Raw genomic sequence first — 21,394 nt, 5'->3', positions numbered from 1 at the left:
ACAAAATTCTCTGGGATATTTTCTTTTTTTTCGTAGTTTTTTGAATAAAAAGAAAAAGACCTGTTGGTTTTCACCAACAGGTCTTTAAAATTTCACTTTGATTATTGATTGCCCTGGAGCATTTTCTTTACAAAACTGCCAACGATCTTGTTGTCGGCACGCCCAATCACTTTCGGTGTAACCACCGCCATGACTTTCCCCATTTCTTTAATGGTGGATGCGCCGGTTTCCTTAATCGCTTCTTCTACGATCGTCTGGATTTCGGTTTCACTTAATTGCTCTGGAAGGTAACCTAACAAAATGTCGATCTCTTGATTGAGTTTTTCGATTAGATCTGTTCTTCCGCTTTTTTCAAATTCAGGAAGGGAATCTCTTCTGCTTTTCAGCTGTTTGGTGACCACTTCAATAACGCCGTCATCATCCAACTCGACTTTATTGTCCTTCTCGATCTGTAGGATACCCGAACGGACCAGCTGAATTGTATCCTTTCGTACGGAATCCTTTTCTTTCATCGCAGTTTTTAAATCTGCAAAAAGTTGCTCTTTTAATGACATATCATCATCCCTCTTCGCCGTTAGATATTAGTAATTACTTGAATTTACGTTTTCTTGCGGCTTCGGATTTCTTTTTGCGCTTTACGCTGGGCTTGTCATAATGCTCTCTTTTGCGAACTTCGCCCATGATGCCATCTCTGGCACATGTTCTTTTAAAACGACGTAGTGCGCTGTCTAAGGATTCATTTTCTTTAACTTTTACCTCCGACATGAATTTCCCTCCCTCCAGATGCGAGAATCGTTTGTTGCAGTTGGTAAAAACCGCGCCAGATTCGCCCTTTTACCATACATTTAAGAATTATACACAAAAAAGCAACAACCGTCAATACAGAGAGTCTCTTTTTAAGAAGAAAAAAATCGAGCCGACTATATCTACCCCTCACACCCTAGGGTCAACCACAAGATATTGATTTCCAACATTATTTTTATATTTTTTTTGTTGACTTTTTTTCCCTTTCTTTCGCTTGTTCTAAAATAATTATAGAAAGTGGTGGGATTTTTACCACAATACTTTGACTAAAATGGTTCCATGGCGTTTCCTCAGAAGATATCTTTTTTGTATTTTCCACCCCACTGCCGCCAAAGACATTTCTATCACTATTAAAAATCTCTTTATAGGTTCCTTTTTCAGGCACCCCTATTCTAAAAGCATGGTGCAAAACCGGGGTAAAATTGCAAATACAATAAATCTCCTCATCTTCACTGCGGCGAATAAAAGATACAATAGAAGAATCCTTATCATCGCAATCAATCCACTGGAATCCATGAGAATCAAAATCTTCTTTCCAGAAGGCCTCTTTTTCAAGATAAAGCTGATTCAAAGCTTGAACATACGCCTGCATTTGCTGATGGTCAGCATACTGCAATAAGTGCCAATCTAAACTTCTGGATTCACACCATTCTTGATACTGCCCAAACTCTCCACCCATAAAAAGCAATTTTTTACCGGGATGACCATACATAAACCCATAGGAAAGACGGAGGTTTGCAAACCTTTGCCAATCATCCCCTGGCATTTTCCCAATCATAGCACTTTTTTCATGCACAACCTCATCATGGGAAAGTACCAACATAAAGTTCTCGGAGTAATGGTATGCCATGCCGAAGGTCAAACGGTTATGATGGTTTCTGCGAAATAGGGGGTCGTTTTTAATATAGAAAAGAAAATCGTTCATCCACCCCATATTCCACTTAAGGTGGAAACCTAAGCCCCCCTCTTTCGGATCCTTGGTTACCCCTGGCCAAGAGGTGGATTCTTCTGCAATCATCAGTGCATGAGGTTCTCTTTCCTTAACAATGGAATTCATATGTTTTAAAAACTCAACGGCCTCAAGATTTTCACTACCCCCATATTGGTTTGGAAGCCACTCTCCCGCTTCTTTGCCAAAGTCCAGGTATAGCATGGAAGCCACAGCATCCACCCTTAACCCATCAATATGGTACTCCTTGAGCCAAAATAATGCGTTGCTGATTAAAAAGTTACTCACTTCTTTTCTTCCATAGTTAAACATATAGGTACCCCACTGGCGATGCTCTCCACGGCGAGGGTCTGCATGTTCATATAAAGCCGTTCCATCAAACCTGCCAAGTCCAAAGGAGTCCTTAGGGAAATGGGCAGGCACCCAGTCCAAAATCACCCCAATGCCATGGTTATGGCACGTATCCACGAAATGCTTAAATTCATCAGGAGTACCAAAACGGCTGGTAGGTGCAAAGTATCCTGTCAGCTGATAACCCCAACTTCCGTCAAAGGGATGCTCCTGAACAGGTAAAAGCTCAATATAGTTATAACCCATATCTTTTACGTAGGGCACCAACTTATCTGCAAGCTCTGTATAGCTTAGGAAACGATTTCCCTCCTCGGGAACACGCTTCCAAGAACCCAAATGCACCTCATATACGTTCATAGGTGACGTATATGGGTTTTTCTTGGATTTCCCTGTAACCCACCTTTTATCTTTCCACTTATACTTCTTTGCATCATATAGTACAGAAGCAGTCTCCGGCCTTACTTGGGCATATCTGCCATAGGGATCCGCCTTATCCACAGGGGTTCCATCACACTGTACCACATGAAATTTATATTGGTCATTTTCCATCAAGCCCGGAATAAAAAGTTCCCAAACCCCAGAAATGCCCAAACGGCGCATTGGGTTGCGGCGGGTATCCCATTGATTGAAATTTCCAATAACACTAACACTTTTTGCATTAGGCGCCCAAACGGTAAATGCTCCGCCCTTAGTACCACCATGGCTTATCAGCCGACCACCCATTTTTTCGTAAATTTCATAATGATTCCCTGCACCAAAAAGGTATCTGTCATACTCGGAAATCGTGGATAAATAGGAATAGGCATCGTAGCTCTTCCAACTATTTCCACCATAATCCGTAAAGGCTAACATATACGGAAACCATTCACTATCCCATATAAGCACTTCAAAGAAACCATCCTCATGAATTTTTGTCATGGCATATTTCTTATTGTTATTTTCATCTCTCATATCGATTACATAAATTCTTTGTGCACTGGGTAAAAAAGCCCGAACAACAATGGCGGTCTCCCCGTCAATATGAATTTCATGCATCCCCAACACGCTATGGGGGTCGTAGTGCTCACCACTAACGATTTGAAAAATATCATATAACTCTGTTATTTTAATAATATCACCCCTTCTAACCTTAGCATCTTTATCTAATTAACCCCAAGGGCTTCATTTTATAGTTGTTTGTCTTTATTATATACCACCTAACCACTGTTTACCATACATAAAAATAGGCCTTTTCGACACAGCGGCATATTAATTTGACAAATAATATGCCATCTTGTCATATAGAATAAATAGGGCTATACTGAAATAAATTGCAATTTTCCAAACTTGTACGATAAGGGGGAAACCACATGAAGTTAATGTTTTTAGGTGCTGCCCACGAGGTTACAGGCAGCTGCCATTATATCGAAGCTTGCGGAAAAAGTATTCTGCTGGACTGCGGTATGGAGCAAGGCCATGACACATATGAAAACCAAGAAATACCCGTCCCTGCATCTGCTATTGACTATGTTTTCTTGTCCCACGCACACATTGATCACTCAGGATTATTGCCCTTGCTATACAAAAACGGGTTCCGCGGGGAAATTTTTGCTACCGAGGCCACCACAGACCTGTGTCGCATCATGCTTTTGGATAGTGCATACATTCAGGAGTTTGAAGCCAAGTGGCGAAACAGAAAAGCCAAAAGAGCTGGAACAAAGCCTTTTATCCCCCTCTATACCACTGAGGAGGCATCGGCAGTTGCCAGTCATTTTGTTCCTTGCGATTATGAAGTCGAAATACCTGTGACGGATGATATTAAAATCCGTTTTACCGATGTAGGCCATCTTCTGGGTTCATCCAGCATAGAAATTTGGCTTACAGAAGGGGATACTACGAAAAAAGTTGTATACTCGGGAGACATCGGTAATCTCAACCAACCCATTGTTCATGACCCAAGGTACACAAAAGAAGCGGACTATGTCATCATGGAAAGCACCTACGGCGACCGCTTACATAACCCCCCGCCGGATTATGTTATGGAATTAGCAAGGTATATTCAAGAAGCCTTTGACCGTGGTGGAAATCTGGTTATACCCGCCTTTGCCGTTGGCCGCACCCAAGAAATGCTATATTTTATTCGAGAAATCAAAGAAAAAAATCTGGTGAAAAATCATGGGAATTTCAAGGTATATATTGACAGTCCCCTTGCCATTGAAGCAACGAAAATATTTACAGAAAATAGAATGGATTGCTATGATACCGAGGCAATGGAGTTGGTAAAAAAGGGAATTAACCCCTTGGAATTCAGCGGACTTATCACTGCTGTAACCCCCGAGGATTCTCAAGCAATCAACTTTGATAGAGACCCAAAAGTAATCATTTCTGCTTCGGGTATGTGTGAAGCAGGGCGTATCCGCCATCATTTAAAGCACAATTTATGGCGTAAGGAAAGCACAGTGCTTTTCGTAGGTTATCAAGCTTTGGGAACCTTAGGTAGAATGATTGTGGATGGTGCAAAAGAAGTTCGCCTTTTTGGCGAAACCATTACCATAAATGCCCACATTGAACAGCTGTCAGGGGTAAGCGGTCATGCTGATAAAGATGGTTTGTTGCGTTGGATTACTCACTTTGATCCAAAACCCATAAATGTCTTTGTTGTCCACGGCGAAGATACTGTGGCCGATGCCTTTGTGCAAAATCTTACTGAAGAATATAATTACAACGCCATTGCCCCTTTTAGCGGTGCTTGCTATGACTTATCCACGGGAGCTTTGTTAAAAGAAGGTGTGAAAATCCCCGTTAAACCCAAAGAAATTCCTAAGGAAAAATCCAAGTCCCCAGGGGGTAAGCGGGCGATGTATTTAGCCGATCAACTGGATTTGGCTACCAAACACTTCGTCCAAATTGTGAATCAAAACAAAGGTGGTGCCAACCGAGATATGGAAAAGCTGCTTGAACAGATACAAGACTTCTGTGATAAACTGGAACGCTCATAAGCATCGAGAAACATAACCTATGGAGGTTTGCGTTGAAAAAATGACACCCATTTAAGTATATTAAAAGGGCATCCTACGTTCATCAGAATGAGGATGCCTTAATTTGGTGTTAAACTTAAAATACCTTACTAAACCGTATTCTCCCCTACTTTTTCTTCACAGGAATCCAAACTTCACTATAATAGTTTTCATCTTCCGTTCCCTTAGGATAATCAGCAGGATTATTGTACATCTCAATGTTGTACCCAGCGGCAATTTCATAATCTTTACTATTGGGTAACCATTCCGAAAAAATTCTTTGATTTATATCCCGAAAAGAATGGGAGATTGCTCCTTTACATGCAAAAACAGCCCATGTAAACTTTGGTATGATTTTTGTTACAAGTCCAGCAGGAATTTCCTTTGATGGGTTATAATCATCTGCGATGGAATACTCAAATTCATCTCCGCCCATGTCTTCATCCATATTAATTCCGTACATACCGCATACAGTTTGACCTTTTCCTGATTGATAGTGTTCTTTCCAAAACTCTGGCACTTCCACCTCCGCATTCTCATACTTAAATTTCTTTGTTGCTGCTAAAACTGTAAACGCTTCTTTTTCGACAATTTTGTAGTCCATAATATAGCCACCTTCCAATACGAATTTGATTTTTAAGGGAGCAAAAGACTTCATCATCACTCCATCTTTTCGAACAGCCGTAGGTGTCACACTGTGAAATCGAGTAAAAGCTTTCGTAAAGCTATCTGGTGAGGTATAACCGTATTTCAATGCAATATCAATAACCTTCTTGTCCGTAGAAATAAGCTCATTTCCAGCAAGGGTAAGTCTCCGCTGTCTGATATATTCTCCAACTGTAAATCCACATAACATGGCAAATCCTTTTTGGAAATAAAATGGTGATAAAAGTGCATGTTTTGCAACTTCTTCCATTGTAATCTCTTCTGTGATATTGTCCTCAATATAATGAATTGCATCACCGATACTTTCAATCCACCCCATACTCGCCACCTCCTTCTGTGCCCTAATTTTATCATCTTCACATTGGCTGTTCCCGACTTATTCTGCTTTATTTTGTCTTTCCAAGTTGAAAGTACGCCACTCATTAAAATGATAAAGACATCATTGATTTGATTAACGATAACACACAATATTCTCATTTGGTTTATAAATAAAAAAGGAATTCGACATTACTCGATAAGATTATTATATTCATTCGCTGTTTTTGTCGTCTAATAAATACTTCAGCATTCTATCAGGGTTTTCTAAAAAGAATTTTGTTACTTTATAGTGTTCTGTTTCTTTGTATTCTACTGATTTCATTCCATTTTGTGAGAACTCTAAAATCTCTGCATTTGGAAATGACATTAGTATTGGCGAATGCGTTGCAATAATAAATTGAGAATTTTTTTTAACAAGGTTATCAATTTCAGCAATTAAAGTCAGAAGTCTCATTGGGGATAGTGCGGCTTCCGGTTCATCTAAGAGATATAAACTGTCACCACTAAATCTATTTTGTATAAGCGATAAAAAGCTTTCCCCATGCGATTGGTTGTGTAACGACTTTTCACCATAATTATGAGTCACACCAACTTCATCAATATAACTTGCAACATTATAAAAGCTTTCTGCTCGAAGGAAAAAACCATCTTTAGCAAAGTCTGTTTTTGTTATTATTAAATTTTTATACAACTCGGAGTGGGTGTTGCTGGTGGCAAACGAAAAGTTTCTTGTTCCACCTTCTGGATTAAAACCATAGGCAACTGCAATGGCTTCAAGAAGTGTGGATTTTCCTGTTCCATTCTCACCTACAAAAAAAGTTACCTCCCTTGTTAACGAGAGCTTTTTCTTTTTCATCAAATACTGAATAGCCGGAAGATTGGCTAAGTATGATGAATGACAAATTGAATTTTTTAATATGATATCTTTTATATATTTTGTAGAACTCAAGTCTTGGTACTCCTTTCGCCAATATAAAATCTTTATCCATCTGCTAGTAAATTTAAATTTCTTCTTCCTCTTTTCCCATCTGTGAATTGGCATGAAGCAGCCCTTTACGCCCCTCCACCTTCACTAAGTTCTCCATCTCATTTAATGCATCTTTCCCAATCCATCTTTGTGTTTTACTTTCACTATGCTTTAATCCATATGTATACCAGCAAAATGGCTTTTTCTTGATATGTTAAGTTAACTTTACCAATCTTCGCAGTGCTCAGGACACTGCTTTTTTTACATGCTCCTCTCATCAGAAAAATTTCATAGCAGATCATTTGTTTTCACCCCATGCTTATCCAAGCCTTTCATAACATAACTTATTGCTTTAAAATACCTCTTCAAAAAAGTGACAGCCACTGTAATTGTGATTGCCACTTAAAATATCCTTATGAACCCACAGCCCTTTATTTTCCTGCTACCGCTATGTTTTTCGCCAAAACTGAGGGCGACCCTTTTCCACTGGAAGCATAATACAGGTCATCCCCCACCGCTAAAACATCTAGTAAAAGGGCGTAAAAATTCCCTGCAATGGTGATCTGCTCAACAGGGTTTACAATTCTCCCATTCTCCACATAAAAACCTTCTGCGGAAAGGGAAAAATCCCCAGAGACTGCATTTGTCCCTGCATGCAGACCCATAAAATCAGTAACATATAGGCCATTGCCCATGGTACTTATAAGTTCATCTAAAGAATTCTCGCCCTTTTGAATATAAAAATTGGTACACGCTGTTTTCACAGGTGCAGTCAACCCAGCTTTAAAACCATTTCCTGTTGAACGTACACCATCTTTCTTTGCTGATTTTAAATTATACAAAAAGGTTTTTAGCCTACCATGTTCTATAACCTCTTTGTTTTTTCCTGCAACCCCTTCGCTGTCAAAGGGTACGGAAGCATAGCCCCCTTCTAACAGGGCATCATCACGCAAAGTAATACAATCTGCCGCAACTTTCTCTCCCACTTTATCCTTCAGCAAGGAAAAACCCTTTTGTACATTTTCTGCAAAGAAAACACCACTGAAAGAGGATAGTAATGCAGTCATTGCCTTACCATCTAGGACGGCTGTATAGGTGCCACTGTCTACGGTACCTGCACCCAGTAACGCTGCCCCTCGCCTTGCCGCTTTCCTTCCTGTTTCCTCTGGGTCAAAGTCTGCCCAGTTGGTTCCCTTCCAAAAAGCAGAGCCTTTTTTCGTTTCATCGCCACTTTTTGCAATGGCACTGACATATCCCGAAGCAAAATTTTTGGTATACGAAATATTCAGCCCTAAGCTATTGGCTATGGCTACTTCCCTTTTGCCTATGCCCAAAACACAATAATCTAAGGAGGCAACACTCTCGGCACCGTTTAGTGCCGCTTCTTCCATACGCTTTGCCAGTTGAATCCGCTTTTCTACACAAACCTGCTCTAGCTCGGGGTAATAACCATTAAACTCAGGATAATCCTCCCCGCCAAATAGTTCTTCCCGTTCTTCTTCCGCCATCAGCATTGCATTTTCCTTTGCCGCTTCAATTAAAAATGTAATGGTATCCTCTTCCAACCGCTCAGAAAAAGCATAGCCAGTACGACCTTCATATGTGCCACGGAAAGAAACGCCCCCTTCACTACTGTTCTCGTAATTGGAAACTTCCCCTTCCATCAAAAGCACTTCAAAGCTTTCACCGCCCAAGTAGAACACTTCGCAATCGGTAAAGCCTTGTTCTAAGGCTTCTTTTATAATCTGATTTTGTAACGCCTGTCTATCCAAGTCTTTACCCCCTTCCGCCAACGGTCATTTCTTTTACTCTGATCATAGGCTGTCCCACATCCGTGGGGATCGAACCGCTAATACTGCCGCACATCCCTTGGGCCCTTGCCAAATTATCTCCGACCATGTCTATTTTCTGTAAAACTTCCATGCCTTTTCCGATTAAAGTTGCACCACGAACAGGCTCGGCAATTTTTCCATTACGAATCATATAGCCTTCTAAAACCGCAAAATTAAAGGAACCCGTTGCAGGGTCAACGCTACCTCCGCCCATTTGCTTTGCGTATAAACCAAATTCCGTATTTCCAATAATCTCATCCGTTGTACTTTGCCCATTATCAATAAATGTGTTTGTCATACGGCTGGTAGGGGCAAAGCGATAGCTTTCCCGCCTTGAGGAACCTGTAGCGTTTGCCCCCATGCGTCGTCCGTTTAATTTATCAACCAAATAGGAGCGTAAAATACCGTTTTCGATTAGCACATTCCTTTGGGTTGGCGTGCCCTCATCGTCCATGGCAGAAGAACCCCATCCATTGGGAATGGTTCCATCGTCAATGGCAGTTACCACAGAGGATGCAATTTGCTGTCCCATTTTTCCAGCAAAAACAGAGGCATTTCTAGCTACCGCCGTGGCTTCCAAACTATGGCCGCAAGCCTCATGAAAGATGACACCGCCAAAGCCATTGTCAATCACCACAGGCATTCTTCCTGCGGGGCAAGGCTTTGCTCCCAGCATGGTTACGGCAATACGTGCCGATTCCCTTGCCCTCTCTTCCACATCAATCTCGTCATATAATTCAAACCCCATGGATGCCCCAGGGCCTAAATGCCCACTTTGTTTTTCTGTAGCCGATGAGGCTATGGCCTCTACAGTAAAACGGCTACGAACACGTTGTTCTTCTGCCCATAACCCATCTGTATTGGCAATGAAAATATCCTTGACAATATCAAGACATCCTGTTCTCGTTTGAGTAATCAAAGGGCTATACTTGTTGGCCGCCTCTGTGGCCAAAAAAAGCTTCTCTGCTTTTTTTCTCTTTTCCACTTCATCAGGCATGATGCGAATGGGATTCATACACGCCAGATTCATTTTTCTCCAGCCTTGTAGTTGGTAAATCCGATCCCCTCGGGCAGCCGCTGCCGCTTCTCTTGCAATGCGAATTAAGTTTTTTTCTGAAGTGTCATTGGTAAAGCCATAAATGGCCTTGTTTTGGAAAAACAACCGTATTCCTGCACCATAATCTAAACCGCTTTGGGCAGATTCTACCTTCCCGTTTACAACGCTTATGATGTTTCGTTTGGTTTGTTCCATATATATTTCAGCAAAGTCCGCCCCTGTTCCCAAAGCGGCGGATAGTGTATTCTCCACAACAGACTTTGTCAGCATACTCCACCATCCTTTCTCTTCTTATTATCCGTTTCTTCTAAGTATAGACTTACTGCTTCCAAATAATGCAATAAGCCATTCCCTGTTTTTTGTATTCTGTATTTTTCCTCAAAGTCTGCCAAAGGAATGGATTTTCTCCCTCCCTTTTCTGCCCTCAACCAAAATTCTTCCAGTGTTTCGAAGGGTAATAAATAATATTGGTCGAATGACGTAAAATGCACCAGAAGAAAAGCCAATCCCCGCTGTGCACGAAAATCTGCCATAAACTCTATCTGGTGCCTATGTATATTCTGCAATGGCAGATTTTTATGGGATGTTTCTTTTGCATCAAAACACACAGGTACTCCCTGGGCTACCCCAATATAATCAACAGTGCTTTGTTTTTCAAAATATGCCAGGGTAATTGTCCGTTTTTCTTGGTCAATTTTCACCGGGGTAATGGGCGTGGGTACCTTTTGCAACAAACAGAGCCCCCTTTGCCGATATTTTTCGTTGGTAAAATTGATGCTTTCTTCTAACGAGCTACCTCTTAGCCCCCTTGAATTCCAATGAGACATTTCTCCTCCTCACAGCCATACCTTTTTTTGAGATGGGGTTTTCTCCCTCTCTAACGAATGTGACTATTATACCATACCACTCAGGAAAAGAAAATTAACCTCTATATTAAAATTCCTACCTCTGTAATTCGCTGCACATAATTGCAGAGTCTAGGGAATGTATTATTTCGTCAACTCACTTGCGGCAACAAAAGTAATTCCTGCCTTCTCTAATTCAGGAATCAGACACTCTATTGCTTTCACCGTTACGTTTCCGCCTTCAGGACCAACATGGCCAATTGCCACAACCTCCCCATCCTTTAAGGCAATCTCCGCCGCCTTTCTTAGGTTTTTCTTCACCACTTCCACATCGTCGGTACTGTCTAAAAATACCCTTCTGGCTAAAAAAGGTACCCCTTTTTCCTTTGTTAAAGCTCGCCCCTGACTCTTTGCAGTAGTTACACTATCTACAAAAAAACCTTCATGCTCTTTCAAAACATCCAAAATAATGCCAACGCACCGTTCATCCTCCATAATGGCCGACCCCATATGGTTATTCATACCTACAGCATCGGGTAAAATGGTAAACGCCTCTTCTACTCTGGCCTTAATTCCCTCATCATCCATATTACGAAAAATACCTTTCTCCCCTACCCACTCTGGCTTGCCGTCCAAAGATTCCATGGGCATATGTATAATAACCTCCTTTCCCGCCGCCTGAACCTTTTCTGCATCCTCTAGGGTATGTTCTGAAAAGGGCATAACCGCCGCCGTCAAGGGAATGGGCAACGCCAGCATTGCATCTGTCCCTTCCCCGTTATACCCAAAATCATCTATGACAATGGCCAATTTTCCGCAGGATGAAACACTAGTTGCCTTTACTGCCTGCTTCGCAGCAACCACCCTACCACCTACAAAGCAACAAGAAAACAATAGCAAATAACAGATTCCATTTTTCCAGCTTTTTTTCATTTTATCAAGCCTTCCTTATCTATTTGTTAAATAAGATACACTTGAAAGCCGTCCAATATTCCCCTTTTTAAACCAAAAGGGGTTGTACTCACCCTCTCTCCCCATTTTTTCAACGTTTAATTTACTATTTATTCCATTATTTTCTTGCTGTGGGAATACCCATTATGCTACAATTAAATCAGTCAAGTAAGCTTACTGGATTGAATTGGAGGCAAAACAATATGGAAACAATCAGTAATTTTTCTTCCTCAATGGATTTTCTTTCAATATTTGTCATAGCAGTGCCCGTAATACGTTTTGTTTTGGGCATTACCCTTGCTGTTTTGGCAATTAAATGTATGTTGAAATACCTGAAAAATAATTAATGGGTATTTTAAAGGGGGCGGATACAATCCGTTCCCTTTTCTTTTACAGTTTATAAAAGCTTTGGGTACTACCATAGATTTCCACCTCTGTTTAAACTATATCAACTTTACACGAAACATAATTCTTATGATCGTGGAACAAAAGTTACTTCGATTGAAGCTATAAATACAATCCCTAAAATATAAACGCAAGCATACATAGCCACTATTTGGGAGCAAATAAAAAAATAAGGGCATCCTCATTTTCATAAACAAGGATACCCTTAAATATCTTTATGGACTTATTACTTCTTTTGCATTTTCTAATCTGCTGCTTTATAGGAGCCTTCCTTTTCTACAAGATAACCGACTTTTTTCCATCCTTGAAATTCATGATAAATCATGGCCATGGCCAACAAAAAGGCAAGGGTGTCTGCGATGGGTGCAGCATACAAAGCACCATTTAATTCATAGCTTTCAGACATAAGAAGTGACAAGGGAATCAGAAAAATAACCTGCCTTGACAAAGCAACCAAAAGAGACTTCATGGGTTTGCCCACTGCCTGAAAGAAAGATGCCGTCACCTGCGGTGGGCCGTACAAGAAGAATGCTAGCATATATGCACGAAAACAATGCTGTGCAAATTCTAAATACAAAGGTTCGTCCTTCACGAATACTTCTGCAATAAAGGCACCGCCCCAGCGAAAAATACCAAACCAAATGACAGAAATAGCAAGAGATACCCCCACAGCAATGCGGTAAGTCTCCCTTACCCGTTTGTATTTTCTCGAACCAAAGTTAAAACCATTAATGGGTTGTGTGCCTGACGCCAAACCAACAAACATGGCATGGGCAATTTGGTATAATTTTGTCATAATCCCATAGCAAGACAGGGTGATTTCACTGCCATATATGCTTAATCCGCCATAGTAACGCATTAAATTGTTCATTACGATTTGCGTTGCCGCCGTAGCCGCCTGCATACAGAAACTGGGAAATCCCAGGGCACAAATTGCACGGATAAACTTCCACTCCAGTCTCAACTTCCCCTTTCCCAACTGCACATGTTCCATTCTCGGAATATAGGCTAATGCAAGACATCCCGCTACGACTTGACCTGCTATGGTTGCCAAAGCTGCCCCTTGCACCCCCATTTGAAACTTAAAAATCAGGATTGGGTCTAAAATTAAGTTGATCGCCGCCCCAATCATCATGGTACGCATCATGTATTGGGGGTTTCCGTCTGCTCGAATAATGGCCGTTAGTGCCATATTACACATGGAAAAAGGCAACCCCCAAAGAATAATGGATGTATATGTCGCAGAAATATCCATAACGGCTTCCGATGCCCCGAAAAAGAGCAACATAGGCCTTAAAAACATCATTCCTCCACAAAAAATCACCGCTCCTGCTAGTAGAAGCAATAAAAATCCGTTGGCAAAAAACCGATTTCCTGCCTCCTCATCCCCACGTCCCAAGGAAAGGCTAATATTGGCAGCACATCCATCTCCGATCATCAGTGCCAAAGCCGCAGACATGATAAAAATGGGAAAAGATACATTCGTAGCCGCCACCCCGTCAATTCCTACGGCACGGCCCACAAAGACTTGGTCTACAATATTGTACAAACTGTTTACAATTAGCGTCATTGTTGTTGGAACGGAAAACTTAAATAACAGCTTGCCAATTTTTTCTGTACCTAGTATATTATCCTGCATCATACTACCCCCTAAGTATTTTGCCTATAAAATGCACCACAAATCGCTCATGTTCACTTTTAACAAACTGCCTGTTCACCGAACCTCTTATGGCTGAGAATTCATCCGTTTATGTAACTTTGGAAAAATGCTAGTAGGGGCCTAGCTTCGCTTGCAAAAATCATATTTCTTCAATTTTCCCGCAAAAAAAGCACCCTACCTTATTTGATAGAATGCCTTATTTCTCTTCGTTTGTTGCAGAAAAAGGCACTCCATCACCGTACAATTTAAGTGCACCTTCTTCTCCCATCCAGACTGACTGTCGGCTTCGCATTACAACGAATCCTGCTCTGGCTTTCGCCTCGGCTCGCGGGCTCTTACCGCCGGTATGGTTATCCCATTTCCGAAGAATTGTATCATTCAATTATATGTCAACACCTTAGAACAAATTAATTCTTTTTGTTTTTTTCTTTCTATTCAACATGTTTTGAATAAGCCATGAAAAAAATTATTCCTTAAATCTTCCTTTTAAACAACAAAAACTTTACCTTTTTAGCTTTGTAACAAATGGTATCATATGGAAAATAATAAGTCAAGTTCTCACTTCACCTCTGCGCCACAGAAAATACAAAATCTTTGCCCCTGTTTTATTCCCCCGCCACAGTTGGCACAATACTTGGGGCCTTCTTCTACCTTTTCTTCTATAACCTGGCTAGCTGTAGCGTCAATGACTTCTTGAGGTCGTTCCTCTGTAGACTGTGCTTCATTGCTGTCGACCTCCGCTACTTTCGCCTTGACCCGTTCTTCTAAAATCATTTCTCTTTCTTTTTTGATATTTTCAATTTCTAATTCCAGCTGACGCATGCGATCTTGGCTCACTACAATTTTATCACAAATTAACATTGCCTCATCATCCAACTTCTCACCAACGGCAAACTTTGCCCAAAAGTACTGCCCCAACTCCCTCTGATAGCACTGAATATTCCCTTTTTCAAGGGAAATTTCCCCAGTCAAACGGTTGATTTCCAAGCTGTCTCCTGCTTTTTCTGTTAAATTCTTAGCTACTTCCCCGATCCTTTCAAAAAAATCCATTCTTTCCCCTCCTTTTTTACAATATATATTCTCATAAATTATACATTTAATTCTAGGTAAAAATCAATTACTACTGCATCATATTCCAGCTTTTTTCACATACTTAGTTTTGGAGGTGAAAGTATGAAAATTTTTCAAGATATCTCTACCCTTCGTCCTGAGTTAGCGAAGGAAATAGCCCATAACAGCTCGGATATGAAACGTTTTTACACCTTGACCACCGAGGAGAGGGCTGATATACTGGGCCGTATCAATGAGCATAACTCTCTGGATGAGTTAGAAAAAGCAAATGGCGAACGGTAAAACTTCTCCGTTTAGAGGGCAACAATGTTTTTGCTGCCCTCTTTACCTGAAAAACCCATACAAAAAAAAACACTCGGCTTCGTTGTAGTAGATAGAATTTTGAATTTATTTCATAACTTTTCCCCAAAGAGCAACACATTTATTTCGAAATTTTACTCTTTTTTTCTAGGCGGATATCTCATTTATATAAAATATTATACAATTCGACTTTATCCTATTTACATCGCCATCGTCCCACCGTATAATTAAAATACCTTTTTAAACAACAAGTTTTATGTAAGAAGGAGCCATTTATCATGGAATTGTTAAAACGTAGAATTATAAACGACGGAACAGAAGTAGGCACAGAGATCGTTAAGGTGGATTCATTTTTGAATCACCAATTAGACATTGGCTTATTTAAGGCATTAGGCAAAGAAATCTATCGACGCTTCGGTAATATGGGAATTAATAAAATTCTTACCATAGAAGCCTCTGGTATCGGCATTGCCGCCATAGCAGCCATTTATTTCGATCTGGTGCCTGTTGTTTTTGCAAAAAAAACACAACCCAGCACGATGACTGAAGATTTTTACGGTGCCCCCGTAAAATCTTTCACTAAAGGCACGGTTTCCGTCGCCAAAGTATCTAAAAAATATTTAAACAAAGACGATAGAGTCTTGATTATTGATGATTTTCTTGCCCACGGAGAAGCAGCAGCAGGCCTTGCAAACCTTGTGGAGCAAGCAGGCGGTACTGTATGCGGTATTGCTGCCGTTGTGGAAAAAGAATTCCAAGGTGGAAGTAAAAAGCTTCGAGACCTTGGCTACCATGTTGATTCATTAGCTGTTATTACGAAAATTGAGGACGGAAAAATCTATTTTAAAGATTAATACGTCCTTATTTGCTGTTTCCTGTTATTGTGGCAAGACAAGCTCTGTTTTTTTTGGTTATTCTGCCTTCGTCAAAGGGGAGGGCGTTTAACATACCTATCACAATTTTATTATTATTACTATTGTAAGAAGAAAAGGAGAGGAACCATGAAAAAGTTAACAAAATTCTTGGCATTGGCGTTGACAGTAACCATGTCCATGACAGCTCTGGTTGGTTGTGGCGGCGGCAACGAACAACCTGCGGCAGAAGCAGGCGATGCAACAGCAGAAGTAACAAAAGTAGGTTTTATTTACATCGGATCCCAGAACGACGGCGGTTATTCTCAGGCACAGCACAACGGAACAAAGGCTGTTCAGGAATACTTCGGCGACAAGGTGGAAACCATTATTGCTGAAAACGTAGCAGAAGAAAAGCAAACAGTAAAAACTACAGCAATCAATATGATTGACCAGGGTGCTTCTATTGTTGTTGGTACAAGCTTTGGTTTTATGGATGCATTGGAAGAACTGGCAACAGAATACCCTGAAGTAACTTTCTTACATTTCTCTGGCTATAAAATGAACGAAACAAACTTTGGTAACTACTTTGGTGCAATGGAAGAACCCAGATACCTCTCTGGTATGATTGCAGGTATGATGACAGAAACAAACAAATTGGGTTACGTTGCAGCTTTCCCTTATACAGAAGTACATATCGGTATCGATGCTTTCGCTTTGGGCGCACAGAGCGTAAACCCTGATGTAGAAGTAAAAGTTGTTTATGTAAACAGCTGGAACGATCCTGCTAACGAAAAAGCAGCAGCTGAATCTTTGTTGGCACAGGATTGCGACATCATCACCCAGCACGGTGACTCCGCAGGCCCTCAGTTGGCAGCAGAGGCAGCAGGCAAATTGGCTGTTGGTTACAACTTAGATAACTCTAAGGTAGCACCTGGTTCTTTCTTAACAGCACCTGTATGGCATCATGACAAATACTTGATCCCTACAATTGAAAAAATCATTGCTGGCGAATATGTTCCTGAATCCTACTATGGTACTATGCAAGATGGTTATTTGGGTCTTGCACCTATGACAGAATTGGTACCTCAGGATGTACAGGACAAAGTAAATGAAGTTGCTGCAAAAATGGAAGCTGGTGAATTCCCTGTATTCGTTGGGCCTATCTATGATACAGAAGGTAATGAACTAGTAGCAGAAGGCGAAACTCTTGATAGAGCAGCAATCTGGACTGTAATGCAAAACTTAGTAAAAGGCGTTTCCGCTGTAAACTAAGAAAATCCCCTTTAACGGAAATAAGGCGTAAAGCCCCCACCGTTATGAGTATTTTTGGAAACAAAAATACGATAGTCTTTAAAAGATTAGGAGAAAAAAACATGGAACCTGTAAAAGCAATCGAAATGAAGAATATTTCCAAGGCTTTTGGGTCCGTTAAGGCGAATGAAAACGTGAATCTCACTGTGTTTAACGGTGAGATTCACGCACTATTAGGAGAAAATGGTGCCGGAAAGAGTACCCTCATGAGTATGCTTTCTGGCATCTATACTCCCGATAGCGGCACTATCTCTATCCAAGGGAAAGAGGTGGAGTTTTCCTCCCCTAAGGACTCCATTGCACTGGGTATCGGTATGATCCATCAGCATTTTAAGCTGGTCGATGTTATGACAGCAAAAGAAAATATGGTTATGGGCAGCAAAGGTATTGCTCTGCATGGCAAGCACCTTACCAAAGAGATGCAGGCTATCTGCGACAAGTATGGCCTGGATATTAAGCCCGATAAAAAAGTTTATGAAATGTCTGTAGGCGAAAAGCAGACGCTGGAAATCATAAAGGTGTTGTACCGTGGTGCAAAAATCCTTATTTTGGACGAACCTACGGCAGTTTTAACCCCTCAGGAGATCAAGCGTCTTTTTGCCATTTTAAGAAACATGAAGAACCAAGGCTGTGCCATTGTCATCATCACCCATAAACTGGGGGAAGTAATGGAAATTTCCGACCGCATTACGGTTTTGCGTCGTGGTCAGTCTATTGAAACCGTGGAAACAAAAGATGTGGAAGTAAATCCTTTGATTGAAATGATGGTAGGCAAAAAGGTGGATTTGGAGCTGGATAAACCCCATTGCAGCCAAGACACAGCTTTATTAAAAGTAGATGGCCTATACGTCTCCACCAAAGAAAACAAACATGCATTAGAAGATATTAACTTCGACTTACATTCTGGTGAAATTCTAGGCATTGCTGGTGTTGCCGGAAGTGGTCAGAAGGAAATCTGCGAAGCCATTGCTGGGCTGTTACCCGCTGACAAAGGTCGTATCTTCTTTGAAAACGCAAATATCCTTGGGAAAACCCCTCGTGATATTATCCACCTAGGCATCCGCATGGGCTTTATCCCCGAGGATCGTTTGGGTATGGGCTTAGTTGGCTCTATGGATATGGTTCATAACATGATTTTAAGGGATTATCCCAATCAGCCAGGCTTTTTCTTGCGTAGAAAAGAAAGCACAAAAAAAGCGGAACGCTTGGTAGAACAGTTGGAAATCCTTACTCCTGGTGTGCATCATCCCATTAAAAAACTATCCGGCGGTAATATCCAGAAAGTCCTTTTGGGACGTGAAATTGATTCTAACCCTAAAGTTTTAATCACTGCTTATCCCGCCCGCGGCTTGGATATTGGTGCATCCTATAAAATTTATGACCTGCTAAATGAGCAAAAGAAAAAGGGCGTTGGCGTGCTGTTCATCGGTGAAGACTTAGACGTTTTGATGGCCCTTTGTGACAGAATTATGGTGTTTTGCGGTGGTAAAATGACAGGCATCGTGAACCCTGAAGAAATTACAAAAGAAGACATCGGCCTATTAATGGCAGGTGGCCCATTGGAGAAGGAGGTACGGTCATGATTCCTTTAAAAATCGTAAAACGAGATGATTTGCCTCGTAACAAAGCTATAATGATACGTATTCTTTCCGTAGCCCTGTCCATTGTTTTTGCTGGTTTGGTCATTACCCTTTTGGGATATAACCCAATTACAATTTTCACCTCTATGATAGAAGGTGCTTTGGGCACAACCATTCGTATTCAACAAACAACTTTAAAGGCAATACCTTTGATTATTACCTCCTTAGGTATCTTGGTTGCCTTTAAAATGAAGTTCTGGAATATCGGTGGCGAAGGTCAGATTATGATGGGTGCATTTGCGGCTTCTGCCGTTGCCCTGAACTTAGACTTGCCAAAACCTTTGATGCTGTTATCTATGGCAATTGCCGCTATGGTTATGGGTGGTCTTTGGGCATTTATTCCTGCATTCTTCAAGGCAAAAATGGGTACAAATGAAACGATTTTTACGTTGATGTTAAACTATTTGGCAATCAAGTTTGTGACTTATTTGCAATATGGCCCTTGGAAGGATCCTTCTTCTCAAGGCTTCCCGAAGATTGCCTCATTCTCTGACTCCGCAATCCTACCTTCCTTAGGCGGTGTGCATATGGGTTGGATTATCGCTTTGATTTTGGTGGTTTTGGTTTACATCTTCCTAAACCATACAAAAAAAGGTTATGAAATATCAGTCGTTGGTGAAAGTATTGAAACTGCTCGCTATGCAGGTATGAATATTTCCTCTATCATTATTATTTCTATGATGCTTTCCGGTGGCCTTTGTGGTTTAACAGGTATGATTCAGGCATCCGCAGTAGAGAAAACATTATCTGCTTCTCTTTCTGCAAACTACGGCTTTACTGCAATTATCACCACATGGCTTGCAGGTTTAAATGCCATTGCAACATTATTTGTTTGTGTAGCCTTCGCTATTTTGGTACAGGGCGGCAATTATATTCAAATTTCCATGCAAGTTCCTGCATCCGTTGCAGACATGATTCAGGCAATTATCTTATTCTTTGTATTAGGTAGCGAATTCTTCCTGCAATACAAAGTTAGTTTCCATAAGTTTTTAAAAGTGAAAAAGGAGGCGAAATAATATGTTAGTCGGTTTTCTTTCAGCTGCTATCATTGCGGGTACCCCCCTTCTTTTCGCCACCTTGGGCGAAATCTTTTCCCAAAAAGCAGGTCATCTAAACCTTGGTGTGGAAGGTATGATGTATATGGGCGCCATCATCGGTTTTATTGTTGGCTTAAATACCCATAATCCCCTTCTTGCCATGCTGGGTGCAGTTCTTGCAGGTGCGGTGGGTGCATTGCTCTACGCCTTCTTAACCGTATCCCTTCGTGTAAACCAAACGGTTTGCGGCTTGACACTGACTATTTTTGGCGAAGGCTTTGCTAGCTTTTTAGGCACCAGCATTATGGGCTCTATCGTTCCTGGGGATATCAAAAGCTTTTTCGTTGCAAGGCCTATCCCTGTACTGTCCTCTCTTCCCTATATTGGGGACATTTTATTCAACCAAGACGTTTTTGTATACTTTGGGTATATCACCATTATTGCTTCCACCTATTATCTGTTCCGTACAAAAAAAGGCTTAAACCTTCGTGCTGTGGGTGAAAGTGCAGCGGCGGCAGATGCATCTGGCATCAACGTATCCTTATACAAATACGTTCATATCCTATTGGGTGGTGCCTTGTGCGGTTTAGGCGGTGCCTATATGTCCTTAGTAACCGTTCCCGTTTGGCAAGAACATATTATTGCAGGCCGTGGTTGGATTGCCGTGGCTTTGGTAATCTTCGCTTCTTGGAACCCGATCAAGGCCATGATTGGTGCTTTCTTATTCGGTGGGTTATCCATTTTGGGCTTCCGTTTACAGAGCATGGGCATCCATATTTCTCAGTACCTGATTGATATGCTCCCCTATGCGGCAACCATCATTATCGTAATCATCAGTACAAGGAAAAATAAGAAAGAAGATATGCCTCCTGCAGACTTGGGCAACCCTTACTTCAGAGAGGAACGTTAATTTTTTACAGTAAAAAAAGCCGACTTTCCATAGTATTTCATATGGAAAATCAGGCTTTTTTTAATTATTTGGAACACTTTGTTAATAAGTCGCTAAAGTTGTATAAAAACCATAAGGGAAACGGCAGTAAAATCCCCATTTTTACCGTCGAGAACGGTATATCGCTTTTATTATCTTTAACCCTTCTTCGGTGGCATCCCTGCTACAGCAGCCATTGCCCGCTCCAGCGTTGCCGCAAATCTGGGGCACAAACCCGTTTGGTCGGTATTTTTCATGCCGTTTGCCTTCTCATCTCCATGTTCCTCTTGGCACCCGTCATATCCCAAATTCCTTTGGCGGCATTAGCAGGGGTTCTTATGGTAACCGCTAGAGAATGAACGAATGGGAGTCTCGGCGTTTTGATTAATTTGGTGTTCTTAGTCACACGCCTTTCCTTCATTGATATTAACTACGAAACGAGATATGAACCG

20 protein-coding genes are annotated in these 21,394 nt (G+C 41.1%); 9 read left to right on the top strand and 11 right to left on the bottom strand.

The window, feature by feature from the left end; all coding sequences use genetic code 11:
* Positions 1-101: 101 nt before the first annotated feature.
* From RBQ60_RS01375 to glgB, 3 genes are all read right to left on the bottom strand, one after another.
* A complete protein-coding gene (locus RBQ60_RS01375; RefSeq protein WP_307884815.1) occupies positions 102-554 on the bottom strand; it encodes a GatB/YqeY domain-containing protein in 453 nt (150 codons plus the stop codon).
* Positions 555-588: 34 nt separating this feature from the next.
* Positions 589-765: a 30S ribosomal protein S21 gene (gene rpsU / locus RBQ60_RS01370; RefSeq protein ID WP_022255363.1), complete on the bottom strand. Its 177-nt coding sequence runs from the start codon at positions 763-765 to the stop codon at positions 589-591.
* Between the two features lie 214 nt (positions 766-979).
* Positions 980-3,139, bottom strand: coding sequence for a 1,4-alpha-glucan branching protein GlgB (gene glgB, locus RBQ60_RS01365; protein ID WP_307884814.1), 2,160 nt, complete (start codon positions 3,137-3,139; stop codon positions 980-982).
* A gap of 314 nt (positions 3,140-3,453) precedes the next feature.
* On the opposite strand from glgB, the gene RBQ60_RS01360 reads away from it, so the two are divergent.
* Positions 3,454-5,082 carry an MBL fold metallo-hydrolase RNA specificity domain-containing protein gene (locus tag RBQ60_RS01360; protein WP_307884813.1) on the top strand — a complete coding sequence of 543 codons (1,629 nt, stop codon included), beginning with the start codon at positions 3,454-3,456 and terminating at the stop codon, positions 5,080-5,082.
* Positions 5,083-5,227: 145 nt separating this feature from the next.
* On the opposite strand, the gene RBQ60_RS01355 is transcribed toward RBQ60_RS01360, so the two are convergent.
* The 6 genes from RBQ60_RS01355 to RBQ60_RS01330 all read right to left on the bottom strand — a co-directional run bounded on the left by RBQ60_RS01355 (position 5,228) and on the right by RBQ60_RS01330 (position 11,718).
* On the bottom strand, positions 5,228-6,085 hold the full coding sequence (locus RBQ60_RS01355) for an AraC family transcriptional regulator (RefSeq protein WP_307884812.1): 858 nt from the start codon (positions 6,083-6,085) through the stop codon (positions 5,228-5,230).
* A 210-nt stretch (positions 6,086-6,295) separates the two neighbouring features.
* On the bottom strand, positions 6,296-7,033 hold the full coding sequence (locus RBQ60_RS01350; protein ID WP_307884811.1) for an AAA family ATPase: 738 nt from the start codon (positions 7,031-7,033) through the stop codon (positions 6,296-6,298).
* A 449-nt stretch (positions 7,034-7,482) separates the two neighbouring features.
* A complete protein-coding gene (locus tag RBQ60_RS01345; protein WP_307884810.1) occupies positions 7,483-8,823 on the bottom strand; it encodes a TldD/PmbA family protein in 1,341 nt (446 codons plus the stop codon).
* A 4-nt stretch (positions 8,824-8,827) separates the two neighbouring features.
* A complete protein-coding gene (locus tag RBQ60_RS01340; protein WP_307884809.1) occupies positions 8,828-10,210 on the bottom strand; it encodes a TldD/PmbA family protein in 1,383 nt (460 codons plus the stop codon).
* A complete protein-coding gene (locus RBQ60_RS01335) occupies positions 10,204-10,767 on the bottom strand; it encodes a Holliday junction resolvase RecU (protein ID WP_307884808.1) in 564 nt (187 codons plus the stop codon). The genes RBQ60_RS01340 and RBQ60_RS01335 overlap by 7 nt, the downstream gene beginning before the upstream one ends.
* Positions 10,768-10,929: 162 nt before the next feature.
* The gene (locus tag RBQ60_RS01330) at positions 10,930-11,718 is read right to left on the bottom strand and encodes a divergent polysaccharide deacetylase family protein (protein WP_307884807.1); all 789 of its coding nucleotides are present in this window, start codon (positions 11,716-11,718) and stop codon (positions 10,930-10,932) included.
* Between the two features lie 221 nt (positions 11,719-11,939).
* Here RBQ60_RS01330 and RBQ60_RS01325 point away from each other — a divergent pair, with 221 nt between their 5' ends.
* Positions 11,940-12,083, top strand: coding sequence for a hypothetical protein (locus RBQ60_RS01325; protein WP_307884806.1), 144 nt, complete (start codon positions 11,940-11,942; stop codon positions 12,081-12,083).
* A gap of 302 nt (positions 12,084-12,385) precedes the next feature.
* On the opposite strand, the gene RBQ60_RS01320 is transcribed toward RBQ60_RS01325, so the two are convergent.
* Positions 12,386-13,783 carry an MATE family efflux transporter gene (locus RBQ60_RS01320; protein WP_307884805.1) on the bottom strand — a complete coding sequence of 466 codons (1,398 nt, stop codon included), beginning with the start codon at positions 13,781-13,783 and terminating at the stop codon, positions 12,386-12,388.
* A 576-nt stretch (positions 13,784-14,359) separates the two neighbouring features.
* A complete protein-coding gene (locus RBQ60_RS01315; protein ID WP_307884804.1) occupies positions 14,360-14,851 on the bottom strand; it encodes a hypothetical protein in 492 nt (163 codons plus the stop codon).
* 123 nt (positions 14,852-14,974) lie between these two features.
* Between RBQ60_RS01315 and RBQ60_RS01310 the strand changes: the two genes are divergently transcribed.
* The 7 genes from RBQ60_RS01310 (at position 14,975) to RBQ60_RS15290 (ending at position 21,301) form a co-directional block, all read left to right on the top strand.
* A complete protein-coding gene (locus RBQ60_RS01310; RefSeq protein ID WP_307884803.1) occupies positions 14,975-15,154 on the top strand; it encodes a hypothetical protein in 180 nt (59 codons plus the stop codon).
* 296 nt (positions 15,155-15,450) lie between these two features.
* A complete protein-coding gene (locus RBQ60_RS01305; protein WP_307884802.1) occupies positions 15,451-16,026 on the top strand; it encodes a xanthine phosphoribosyltransferase in 576 nt (191 codons plus the stop codon).
* A 147-nt stretch (positions 16,027-16,173) separates the two neighbouring features.
* A complete protein-coding gene (locus RBQ60_RS01300; RefSeq protein ID WP_307884801.1) occupies positions 16,174-17,298 on the top strand; it encodes a BMP family ABC transporter substrate-binding protein in 1,125 nt (374 codons plus the stop codon).
* A gap of 101 nt (positions 17,299-17,399) precedes the next feature.
* Positions 17,400-18,920, top strand: a complete 1,521-nt coding sequence (locus RBQ60_RS01295; RefSeq protein ID WP_307884800.1) for an ABC transporter ATP-binding protein — start codon at positions 17,400-17,402, stop codon at positions 18,918-18,920.
* A complete protein-coding gene (locus RBQ60_RS01290; RefSeq protein WP_307884799.1) occupies positions 18,917-19,993 on the top strand; it encodes an ABC transporter permease in 1,077 nt (358 codons plus the stop codon). The genes RBQ60_RS01295 and RBQ60_RS01290 overlap by 4 nt, the downstream gene beginning before the upstream one ends.
* Position 19,994: 1 nt before the next feature.
* Entirely contained in the window at positions 19,995-20,924 is a 930-nt protein-coding gene (locus tag RBQ60_RS01285; RefSeq protein WP_307884798.1) for an ABC transporter permease, read from the top strand.
* Positions 20,925-21,220: 296 nt separating this feature from the next.
* Positions 21,221-21,301, top strand: coding sequence for a hypothetical protein (locus RBQ60_RS15290; RefSeq protein WP_331654266.1), 81 nt, complete (start codon positions 21,221-21,223; stop codon positions 21,299-21,301).
* Positions 21,302-21,394 lie beyond the last annotated feature (93 nt).

It is taken from the genome of Anaerotignum sp. MB30-C6 (assembly GCF_030908465.1).
Classification (GTDB): Bacteria; Bacillota; Clostridia; order Lachnospirales; family Anaerotignaceae; genus Chakrabartyella.
The sequence above is the reverse complement of the archived record's forward strand: the minus strand, read 5'-3'. Positions and strand labels throughout refer to the sequence as shown.

Coding starts and splice junctions, on each gene's coding strand:
- RBQ60_RS01330 (WP_307884807.1), bottom strand. CDS start 11,718: ATGAAAAAAAGCTGGAAAAATGGAATCTGTTATTTGCTATTGTTTTCT.
- RBQ60_RS01295 (WP_307884800.1), top strand. CDS start 17,400: ATGGAACCTGTAAAAGCAATCGAAATGAAGAATATTTCCAAGGCTTTT.
- RBQ60_RS15290 (WP_331654266.1), top strand. CDS start 21,221: ATGTTCCTCTTGGCACCCGTCATATCCCAAATTCCTTTGGCGGCATTA.
- RBQ60_RS01335 (WP_307884808.1), bottom strand. CDS start 10,767: ATGTCTCATTGGAATTCAAGGGGGCTAAGAGGTAGCTCGTTAGAAGAA.
- RBQ60_RS01360 (WP_307884813.1), top strand. CDS start 3,454: ATGAAGTTAATGTTTTTAGGTGCTGCCCACGAGGTTACAGGCAGCTGC.
- rpsU (WP_022255363.1), bottom strand. CDS start 765: ATGTCGGAGGTAAAAGTTAAAGAAAATGAATCCTTAGACAGCGCACTA.
- RBQ60_RS01305 (WP_307884802.1), top strand. CDS start 15,451: ATGGAATTGTTAAAACGTAGAATTATAAACGACGGAACAGAAGTAGGC.
- RBQ60_RS01325 (WP_307884806.1), top strand. CDS start 11,940: ATGGAAACAATCAGTAATTTTTCTTCCTCAATGGATTTTCTTTCAATA.
- glgB (WP_307884814.1), bottom strand. CDS start 3,139: ATGCATGAAATTCATATTGACGGGGAGACCGCCATTGTTGTTCGGGCT.
- RBQ60_RS01290 (WP_307884799.1), top strand. CDS start 18,917: ATGATTCCTTTAAAAATCGTAAAACGAGATGATTTGCCTCGTAACAAA.
- RBQ60_RS01315 (WP_307884804.1), bottom strand. CDS start 14,851: ATGGATTTTTTTGAAAGGATCGGGGAAGTAGCTAAGAATTTAACAGAA.
- RBQ60_RS01300 (WP_307884801.1), top strand. CDS start 16,174: ATGAAAAAGTTAACAAAATTCTTGGCATTGGCGTTGACAGTAACCATG.
- RBQ60_RS01355 (WP_307884812.1), bottom strand. CDS start 6,085: ATGGGGTGGATTGAAAGTATCGGTGATGCAATTCATTATATTGAGGAC.
- RBQ60_RS01320 (WP_307884805.1), bottom strand. CDS start 13,783: ATGATGCAGGATAATATACTAGGTACAGAAAAAATTGGCAAGCTGTTA.
- RBQ60_RS01375 (WP_307884815.1), bottom strand. CDS start 554: ATGTCATTAAAAGAGCAACTTTTTGCAGATTTAAAAACTGCGATGAAA.
- RBQ60_RS01310 (WP_307884803.1), top strand. CDS start 14,975: ATGAAAATTTTTCAAGATATCTCTACCCTTCGTCCTGAGTTAGCGAAG.
- RBQ60_RS01340 (WP_307884809.1), bottom strand. CDS start 10,210: ATGCTGACAAAGTCTGTTGTGGAGAATACACTATCCGCCGCTTTGGGA.
- RBQ60_RS01285 (WP_307884798.1), top strand. CDS start 19,995: ATGTTAGTCGGTTTTCTTTCAGCTGCTATCATTGCGGGTACCCCCCTT.